Origin of the sequence: Paenibacillus riograndensis SBR5, assembly GCF_000981585.1 — a bacterium.
Taxonomy (GTDB): Bacteria; Bacillota; Bacilli; order Paenibacillales; family Paenibacillaceae; genus Paenibacillus_AQ; species Paenibacillus_AQ riograndensis.
This window is the reverse complement of record NZ_LN831776.1, coordinates 358508-367692: the sequence shown is the minus strand read 5'-3', so window position 1 is coordinate 367692 and position 9185 is coordinate 358508. Positions and strand designations below refer to the sequence as shown.

Annotated in this window: 7 protein-coding genes; 6 read left to right on the top strand and 1 reads right to left on the bottom strand. The window is 51.0% G+C overall.

The window, feature by feature from the left end; genetic code table 11:
• Nucleotides 1–290 precede the first annotated feature (290 nt).
• From PRIO_RS01735 to PRIO_RS33630, 5 genes are all read left to right on the top strand, one after another.
• On the top strand, nt 291–1196 hold the full coding sequence (locus tag PRIO_RS01735) for a glycosyltransferase family A protein (RefSeq protein WP_039785882.1): 906 nt from the start codon (nt 291–293) through the stop codon (nt 1194–1196).
• Between the two features lie 31 nt (nt 1197–1227).
• Nucleotides 1228–2283 carry a glycosyltransferase family 2 protein gene (locus PRIO_RS01730; protein WP_020426506.1) on the top strand — a complete coding sequence of 352 codons (1056 nt, stop codon included), beginning with the start codon at nt 1228–1230 and terminating at the stop codon, nt 2281–2283.
• Complete coding sequence (locus PRIO_RS01725; RefSeq protein WP_020426507.1) at nt 2280–3413, top strand: polysaccharide pyruvyl transferase family protein; 1134 nt, start codon at nt 2280–2282, stop codon at nt 3411–3413. The genes PRIO_RS01730 and PRIO_RS01725 overlap by 4 nt, the downstream gene beginning before the upstream one ends.
• Nucleotides 3403–4941, top strand: a complete 1539-nt coding sequence (locus PRIO_RS01720; RefSeq protein WP_020426508.1) for a lipopolysaccharide biosynthesis protein — start codon at nt 3403–3405, stop codon at nt 4939–4941. Before PRIO_RS01725 ends, PRIO_RS01720 begins: the two co-directional genes overlap by 11 nt.
• 530 nt (nt 4942–5471) lie before the next feature.
• Nucleotides 5472–6788: a glycosyltransferase family 2 protein gene (locus PRIO_RS33630; protein WP_020426509.1), complete on the top strand. Its 1317-nt coding sequence runs from the start codon at nt 5472–5474 to the stop codon at nt 6786–6788.
• Between the two features lie 368 nt (nt 6789–7156).
• Here PRIO_RS33630 and PRIO_RS01710 read toward each other — a convergent pair whose 3' ends face one another.
• On the bottom strand, nt 7157–8269 hold the full coding sequence (locus PRIO_RS01710) for a threonine aldolase family protein (protein WP_020426510.1): 1113 nt from the start codon (nt 8267–8269) through the stop codon (nt 7157–7159).
• A 189-nt stretch (nt 8270–8458) separates the two neighbouring features.
• On the opposite strand from PRIO_RS01710, the gene udk reads away from it, so the two are divergent.
• Nucleotides 8459–9094 carry a uridine kinase gene (gene udk, locus PRIO_RS01705; protein WP_020426511.1) on the top strand — a complete coding sequence of 212 codons (636 nt, stop codon included), beginning with the start codon at nt 8459–8461 and terminating at the stop codon, nt 9092–9094.
• Nucleotides 9095–9185: the final 91 nt, after the last annotated feature.

Sequence of the window (9185 nt, the reverse complement as noted above, 5' to 3'; positions counted from 1 at the left end):
ATTTACTGTATCGGATTTTTGCGCACTGCAGTTTATGTCGAATTTATAGAATTTTATGTTAATCATCAAAAAAAGCTATTACTAATTACTCAAAGAAAACCTCCGCCTGGTCCCAGAACCATTTAATCATCAAAATCCAGGTCTTTGACCCGCCGAACCGTGGCTGCCAATAAGTAAACTAAAGTAGTATATACAACCTTTCTCTGCCAATAGTAAGCTTAAGTTAGCTTATAATCCCAGGTTATCATACCAAATATAGAATGGGAGAAATGGATAAGGGAGTGGAGTATATGCAAGGATTGTCAGTGGTTATCTGCACGAGGAATCGGGTACAGGACCTGACACGGTGCATTCATTCTATCACCAAACAGGACATAGGCCGGACCTCCCCCATCGAGGTTATCATTATAGATGACGGCGATATACCCAAAGAAATTCTAAGCGAATTCGAAACGTTATTGACCGCATGCGGTTATTCTTTTATTTATCACAGCAAGACGGACCGGGGATTATGGCTGTCCCGGATCAAGGCGGTGGAACTGTCCACGATGGATAAGATCCTCTTCCTTGACGATGACGTTGAAATCCCCGGACATTATCTGTCCACATTGATCCAAACCTACCTCGACTATCCAAACTGCGCAGGGGTTGGCGGTATTGCCATCGGGATGAGCAACAGCTTCCTGGGCACAATCCGCTGTCTGCTGTCCTTCCAGCAATCTCTATCGAGCGGCAAGCTCTCTCTAAGCGGTCAAGCAGGCTCCATGTACAATTGGCATAAGGCGAGGAAGATCTTCAAGACCGAATTCCAGCACGGCTGCAACATGTCGTTCAAGAAGGAGGCCATTAAGGATCTGGGACCCGTGCCTTGGCTCAAAAGCTACAGCGTCGGCGAAGACATTCTGATGTCACGCATCGCCCAAAAATCCGGCCCTCTCTACATCAATCCCGAACTGAAGCTTCTGCATCACGAGTCACCGGCCTCCAGGGACAACCTTGAAGACGTGGCCTATACCCGGGTACTGAACCATGTGTATCTGCTGAAGGACAAGAAATCAGGTCCTATCGGATATCTTGCTCTTGTCTGGACCACACTTTATCTCATCCTCCGGGAACAGCCCAAAAAAAATGTGGCGGCCATCAAAGGCTACAAAAAAGGACTGAAAGAAATCTTCTCCAGACAGACTGCCGGATAACCGATCACTACTTCAGGAAGGGAGTGGCCGCATGAGCCTAAGCATTGTAGTTCCCATGTATAATTTAGAACATTATGTCGAGCCCCTGCTGAATTCACTCCTGAATCAGAGCGAGAAACGGTTCGAGCTGATTCTGGTGGATGACGGCTCCAGGGACCGGACGGCCCAGGTTGCGGAAGAGATGCTCGCGCGCCACCCCATTCTGCAGGCGAAGCTGATCCGGACGGCCAATGGCGGGGTGAGTGCCGCCAGAAATACAGGGCTGGCCGCCGCAAGCGGCGACTATGTGCTGTTTCTGGACGGTGATGATTACGCGGACAGCAGTCTGGTGCAGCGGGTAGCGTCCTCTACTGCCGGTGGAAGGACGGACATTCTCTGCTGGGGCTATAATCTGGTCCGTGAGGATGGATCAACGATCGTGAGCTTCACTTCAGCATCTTCCGATACTACGGGAAGTGAAGCGCTGAAGAATATTTTTGTGCATAAAACCTTGCGGATCTGGACCGGCAGCATTGCCTTCAAGCGCACCTTCCTGCTGGAGAACGGCATCTCTTATACCGAGCGCTGCGTGAACGGAGAGGATCAGGAGTTCATCTACAAAGCGTTGGCCAGGGCCTCCCGGGTCATTTCCATCCCTGATGTGCTGTCCTATTATCTCCAGCGGACCTCATCGATTACGGGAACGTACAATGTGCACAAATTCGATGTCGTCGCCGCCTTCAAACGGGTGGCTGAGTATTTCAGCGCCCATCCCTTCCATGAGGTTCATACGATATCGGATCTTTTGCTCAACCGCGAAATGACCGAGAACTATTTTTACAATCTCAAGACCTGCCTGAACGGCACGAGCGGCATCAGCACCCGCAAGCTGCTTCATGATATCGAACTCGCCTATCCCGGCGTGAATCAGGAAATGCTGGCGATCATGCGGAATTATCAGGGGGATGACCGGCAGCTTGCCTTTCAGATCAAAGCCTTCTTAATTTCTCCGGCCCTGTACGGGAGGCTGATTCATCTGGACCGCAGCTGGCTGCAGTTCAAACAGAAGCTCAAAGCCGTGATCAGCAGAAAGGAAATTAAGATATGAAGAAGAAAATGATGATCTACGCATACACTGAATTTAATCTCGGCGATGATCTGTTTATCAAGGTCCTGTGCGAACGCTACCCCGATACCCGGTTCCTGCTGATTGCCCCGCGGCTGTATAAAGTGGTCTTCAAGGATCTCGGCAATCTAAAGGTCTATGCCTCCGACTCCGTGCTGTTCCGGGGGATCAACTATTTCTTCCGCAAGCTGAAGCTGCATCCGAATTTCATGCAGAAGTTTCTGGTGGATCAGGGAGACGGCACTGTGCATATTGGCGGGTCGATTTTTATGCAGGGGGAGCAATGGGCCGAATACGTGGCGAATAACGAAAACCTGCGCAACAAAAACAAACCGTATTATCTGATGGGCGCCAACTTCGGCCCCTTTACCGATAAGGCTTATTATGAGGAACACCGGCGGATCTTCAAGGAATATACCGACATCTCGTTCAGAGAGCAGTATTCCTATGATTTGTTCAAGGATATGGGCAACGTCCGAATGGCCCCGGACATTATTTTTCAGCTCCAGTATGATCAGGCCGCAGGAAAAGCTCCGAAAGGGCAGTATATCGCCATCTCGGTGATCAAGCCTTCCTCCAAAGCCCTGAGCGGTTTTGACAACCTCTATTATGAAAAAATGAAAGATGTTGCAATCCATTTCATTCAGCAGGGCTATGCCGTGCATTTTCTGTCGTTCTGCCAGCATGAAGGCGACCAGGAAGCGATCGGGCAGATTCTCGGCCTTATTCCGGCAGAGCTGCAGCGTGAGACACAGGTCCACTTTTATAAAACGGATATCGCTGAGATTCTCGATGCATTGGCAGGTGCAAGCTTCATTGTTGCTTCCCGCTTCCATGCGATGATTCTCGGCTGGGTGTTCGGCAAGCCGGTGTTTCCGGTAGCCTACAGCAGCAAAATGATTAACGTCATGCAGGATGCACATTTTCACGGGCAATATACGGATTTCGCGCATCTGAACGAGGTGACCCCCGAGCAGGTGTATGAGAGCATGGCTCTGAACAGCCTGGATGTGACGCTGCAGGCGAACCAGGCGGAGAAGCATTTTGAGCAGCTTGATGCCTACCTGTCACCGGCACCGCTTGTGGAAGGGAGAAGAAGTTATGAAAGCTAAACGCAGCATGCTGAACCTGGGCTTTGGACTTACGAGCCAGGTCATCACCATTATTCTCGGTTTCTTCATCCCCCGGCTGATCATGGTCAATTACGGCTCCGAGGCCAATGGTCTGATCGCGTCCATCGTGCAGATCATCAGCTACTTCGCCCTGCTGGAAGCCGGTGTCGGCGCAGCTTCGCTGCAGGCCCTATATAAGCCGGTTGCCAAAAATGACTACAATCATATCAATTCGATTCTCGCCGCCACCTCCAGCTACTACAAAAAAACCGGGATCTACTATTTCATCTCGGTCGTTCTGCTGGCGGTCATCTACCCGCTGGTGATCCATTCGGAGATCAACAAGCTGAGCATTATGGCGATTATTCTATTCTCGGGTCTGGGCGGGGCGATCAATTATTACTACCAGGGGAAATTCAGGGTTCTGCTGATCGCTGAGGGCAAAAGCTATATTGAAACCTCTATCGTTACGATTGCGAACATTCTGAACAACGTGGTGCGGATCATTCTGCTGCTGCAGGGTGTGGACATTATTGCCGTACAGGCGTCCTTCTTCGTGCTGACAGTCCTGCAGATCGTCGCCTTCCATATCTATGCGAAGCGGAATTACAAATGGATTGATCTCACCCGGAAACCGGACTTTGAAGCCATCGGGCAAAAAAACTCGGTTATGGTGCACGAGATTTCCTATCTGATCTTCCGCAACACCGATGTGCTGATCCTGACGATCTTCACCAACCTGAAGGTGGTCAGCATCTACGTCATGTATAATATGATCTTCACGATTGTCGACAACATTGTCCAGACCGTCAACGGAAGCATCAAGGCGGCACTGGGTCAGAGCTATCATGAGGGCAAAGAGGCTTTTGTCAAATTCTACGATGCGTATGAGGTCTATTTCATGGGCCTGATCTTCTCCATTCTGACGGTGGTGTATATTCTCATTCTGCCGTTCATGCGCCTCTATACAGCCGGGGTCAACGACGTGGACTATATTAACTTCTGGCTGCCGATTCTGTTCGTAGTCATCAAGCTCCTGACCAATGCCCGCACATCGTCCAACAATCTGATCACGATTGCCGGACATTTCCGCAACACCCAGTTCCGTTCGATTATGGAGTCAGCCATCAACCTGGGCGCTTCGATTATCTTCGTCCTGTTCTTCGGGATCTACGGTGTGCTGATGGGAACCATCGCGGCGCTGCTGTACCGTTCCATCGATATTGTGGTTTACGCCAGCCGTGTGCTGCTGGAACGCAGCCCCTGGGTGACCTTCCGCAGATGGCTGATCAATGTCGCCGTGTTCGCGGCTATTGTCTTTATCACCACCAAGCTCGACCTTAGCATCACTTCGTATACCGGCGTCATTCTATGGGGCGTAGTGCTTGGCCTGGTGATTCTGCCCATTTACTACATCGTCGGCTCTCTGATGGAACGCGAGGTTTTCCTCTACGCCTGGGGCTACGCCAAACGCTTCAGAACGAAGCTGAAGCTCAAGCGCAGCAAGGTTACGGCGAGCCAGACGTAGGATGGGTAGTTGTGGGGGGCACATGCCGGGGAACGCCAGGGTGGGATAGCTGGGCGTGGGGACACATGCCGTGGGAACGCCAGACGTAAGATAGCTGGCGTGGGGACTCAAGTCGTCGCGGAGATAGATAGTCGTGAGGCTACTAGTTGCGATAGTAGTTAGTTGTGGGGCCCCCGTCGTGGGGGCGGCTAGTCGTGACCAACTTTTAGCCTGCGTCCCATCCTCCTAATCCCCCGTTAAGTGGAAAAAAGGAACTTAATTTTCCGTTTTCAGCGCTTTTTTGAGATTTAAGTGGAAAAAGTAACGTTAATTCCTGCCATATCGCCAAAACTAGCCTATTTGCGCTGATTTAGGTGTACTTTTTCCACTTCGCATTTACAGCCCCCCTGCTCCGGCGAAATTAAGTGTAGAAAATCCCACTAATCCAATCCATAGGCGGACATAAAACTTAGCTCATGCTTACGAAGTAAGTTTTGTACGACGGAGATACAAGGAAGCTTAACCTTACAAAACTTTGAGGAGGTCTATTTATGGCTCACAGCGAGGAACTGCACCAGGCCGGATACCGCCTGCTGAACCAGCTCAACGAAGATATACAGCATCCGCCCGCCGGGGCGCTGTCCAGCGAAGAGCTTATACGGAGATGCAGGGACCGCATAGGCAGCGAAGCCGGCGCCGGGGTCCGGGAGAACCTTGAAAATCTGGCCGGGGTGATTGAGGCCTACCTGTCGCAGCGGGCATCGGAGGACGCACTGGATTATTACTTGTCCCGGCAATTCAACATTCAGGCCGTGAATATCCTTGAATTGATGAAAGGTCTTGCTGAGCTAAGAGCGGACCGCGGAGAGCAGGAGATTCTTTTTCCTTCCTCTGCCGCCCCTTCTACCCTCCCCAAGGTCAGTGTAATTATCACTACTTATAATAGAAAAGAATTCCTGCACCAGGCCGTTCAGAGCATCCTGCAGCAGGATTACCCCCATAAAGAGATCACGGTGATCGACGACTGCTCCAGCGATGGCACAGCAGAACTCATGAGCCGGAGCTTCGGCGATGATCCGCGGGTGATTTTCATGCAGAACGAGACTAACCAGGGCCCGGGCCATAATCGGCGCAAGGCTCTTGAAGCCCATGGCGACGGAGAATATACGCTTTTCCTGGATGATGATGATTATCTGATTGACCGCAGCTATTTCAGCAAAGCTGTCTATTTTCACCAGCAGCATCCGGAGATCGCTTTTGTGGCCGCGAATGTGTTCCTGGAGTATTCGAAGACGGAACAGCTGAAACCGTCCAGCCTGCGCTTAAGCCGGATTATCCCGAAGGAGGCCTACTTCAAAAATTTTGAACAAAAAGGCTATCCCAAACCAGCTTCTACCCTGACGGCCATCTTCAAAAGAGACACGCTGATGAAAATGGACATCCTGAACATGAACATGGTCAACGACGCCTCCATCTACCTGCGCGCCCTGCTGATCGGGGATGCCGGGTTTATCGACACCTTTGCCGGAGTGTACCGGATTCATGGAAACAATATTACCTTTAACCTCAGCCAGTCCTTCCTGATCGAGAATCTGGAGGAAAAACGGCTGATCCGCAACATGGCCATCGAACGCTACGGCTACAGCAAGACGGAAATGAACGAATGGTTCAACCACAACGTGTATGACACCATTTCGTACTACCTGATGAATTCCGCCAAAAGCCACACCGACTTCAAGTCCATGTACAGCTGGGCCAGCGACCACTGCCCTAAGGCTTACAGCCAATTGAAGCGCCAGTTCCGCACCAAGCTGATGAAAAAGCAGCTCCTGCGTGTATCGTTTGTCCGGGCATTGCTGAACCGGTAGATTAATACCCATATCCATCGGATAAAGTAAAAAGACACCTCAAAATAGGTGTCTTTTGTTTTACCATCACATTGAAATAGTATATACGTCGACTTGGTGTAATTGGAACATTCGTCGATAAAAAGCTGAACATCCCCAAGGAAAGAGCCTTGCGGACCTCAGATTCCTTATGGAAAGTGTATTGAAGCAAGTTATCGAACCTGATAACCAGAAGAATGGTAAATATAGGTCTGCCTTGTGGGACTTAGAGAAGCGATATCCAAAATACAGCCTGCAAATGGTCAAGTCAGAGGATGAATACCATAAATAAAAAAACAGCTCCACTTACGAAGCGGAGAAGGGTTGTCTTCAAAGTGCAGCCAGCTCTACTACGCCTCCTTCAGCAGTCGATCCAGCAGCCCGAACGCCGCTTCCAGCTGCACCTTGGGAATGCCGCTGTACAAATCTCCAATGTTCAATTCGTAAGCACAGGAGAACTCGCCGGTTTCCTTCAGACGCGGGGTAAATCCGACACCGGTCTCTTCGCTGACTGTGATCAGAACCGGTTCGACCTGCTCCCGGGACAGGGCAAAATGCACATGGAACATATTCGACACCGGCACTTCCGGCAGGGTGACAACCTTATGGCAGGCGTTGAACCGCTCCGCAAGCTCCTTAGCGTCCGTATAATATTGCCCCATCTTATCCACCCTTTGGCGGTAATAGTACCTGGAAGGAATGATGTATGGATACAGGCTGATCAGGTCGCCGCCATGCCGCCGTTTCCAAATCTTCGATTCCCCGGTAAAATCGGCGCTTCCCGCAAGAATAGCCCCGGCGATTCCGCCAATGCCTTTATAAAAAGAAATATATACGCTGTCAAACAGGCTACAGACTTCAGCGGCAGTTTTGCCGTAGTACGGCAGCACTTCAAACAAGCGCGCACCGTCCAGATGCAGCATAATGCCCTGCCCGCGGCAATAGGCGGATATTGCTTCAAGCTCCGCATATTCCGGCAGCTGTCCGCCAATCTCGCGCTGCGGCAGCTCCAGCAGGAGGCAGGCGATCCCGGCACCCATGTTTTGTACATCTTCGAGTGTAATCAGACGATCTTTTTCCGCGAGCAGCAGCGGCTGCAGGTGATGCAGTTCTTTTAACCCATCCTGCTCATGAATTTCCAAGTGGCACAGCGGATGGTACGCTACGCGCCTGCTGCCCTTGCGGTCACTCCAGATTCTAAGCGCAATCTGCTGCGCCATCGTGCCGCTGGGAAAAAACACAGCCGCCTCCTTCCCCAGCACCTCCGCCATCTCCGCCTGAAATTCCTCGATCACTTCCCCTGCACCGTACATATCACTGGCCACATGGTCTCCAGCCCCGGCAAAAGCCTCCTTCAGCACCCGGACCTCCCGTTTGCCGTGGCCTCCCAGCTGCACAGGTGCAGCGTTAAAAGCTTCCGATAACGATTTGCCCTCATCCCTTAATGTTTTGCTGATATCCATGCTCTACTTCTCCTCTCTAACCTGCCTGCGTCTAACCAATCTGAGAAAATTATATCATTTTCTGCCGCAAATCCTCTTTTTTTCGAAAGTTCACGTTTTGTCCCTGCTGTTCAGATGAAATTAATGCACCGCTGTGCTACAATATTGAAATTGCAAAGGCAATCGCTTAGGGAGGTTTATTATAACACCATGCTCATTATTGGTATCGCCGGCGGGACCGGCTCCGGCAAAACGACGGTAGCGCGCTCCGTCATTGACCGTTTGGGAACAGATAAAGTGACGTTCATATCTCAGGATAACTATTATAAAGACCATTCGTACCTCAGCTTCGAGGAGCGCGGAGCGATCAATTATGATCACCCGCTTGCTTTTGACAACGGGCTGCTGATCGAGCATTTGGATTGCCTCAAGGCCGGACAGGCTGCCTATGCCCCGGTGTATGATTTCACTATTCATGCCCGCTCTACCGACAAAACCGTTGAACTGCTGCCGAACAACATCGTCATCGTGGAAGGGCTGCATGTCCTCTCCGACGAGCAGCTCCGCGAGCAGCTTAATATTAAGGTTTTTGTCGATACGGACCCGGATGTGCGCATCCTCCGCCGTGTGCTGCGGGATATCGAGGAGCGCGGACGGACCATCCGTTCCATTCATACCCAGTATTTAACTACGGTCAAACCGATGCATGAAGCTTTTATCGAGCCATCCAAAAAATATGCCGACCTGATTATCCCCGAAGGCGGGCAGAATGAAGTGGGCATCCAGCTGCTGTCCGTGCTCACCGAGAAATATCTGTCGGGCGACCATCAGTGGACTGGCAAGTAAGGGTACAAGTTTAGTCAAGGCTGCCGGGAGCTCCCGGCGGCTTTTTTGGTGTGAACCAAGCGCCGTTAACTTTGATATAATTGGGATAAAC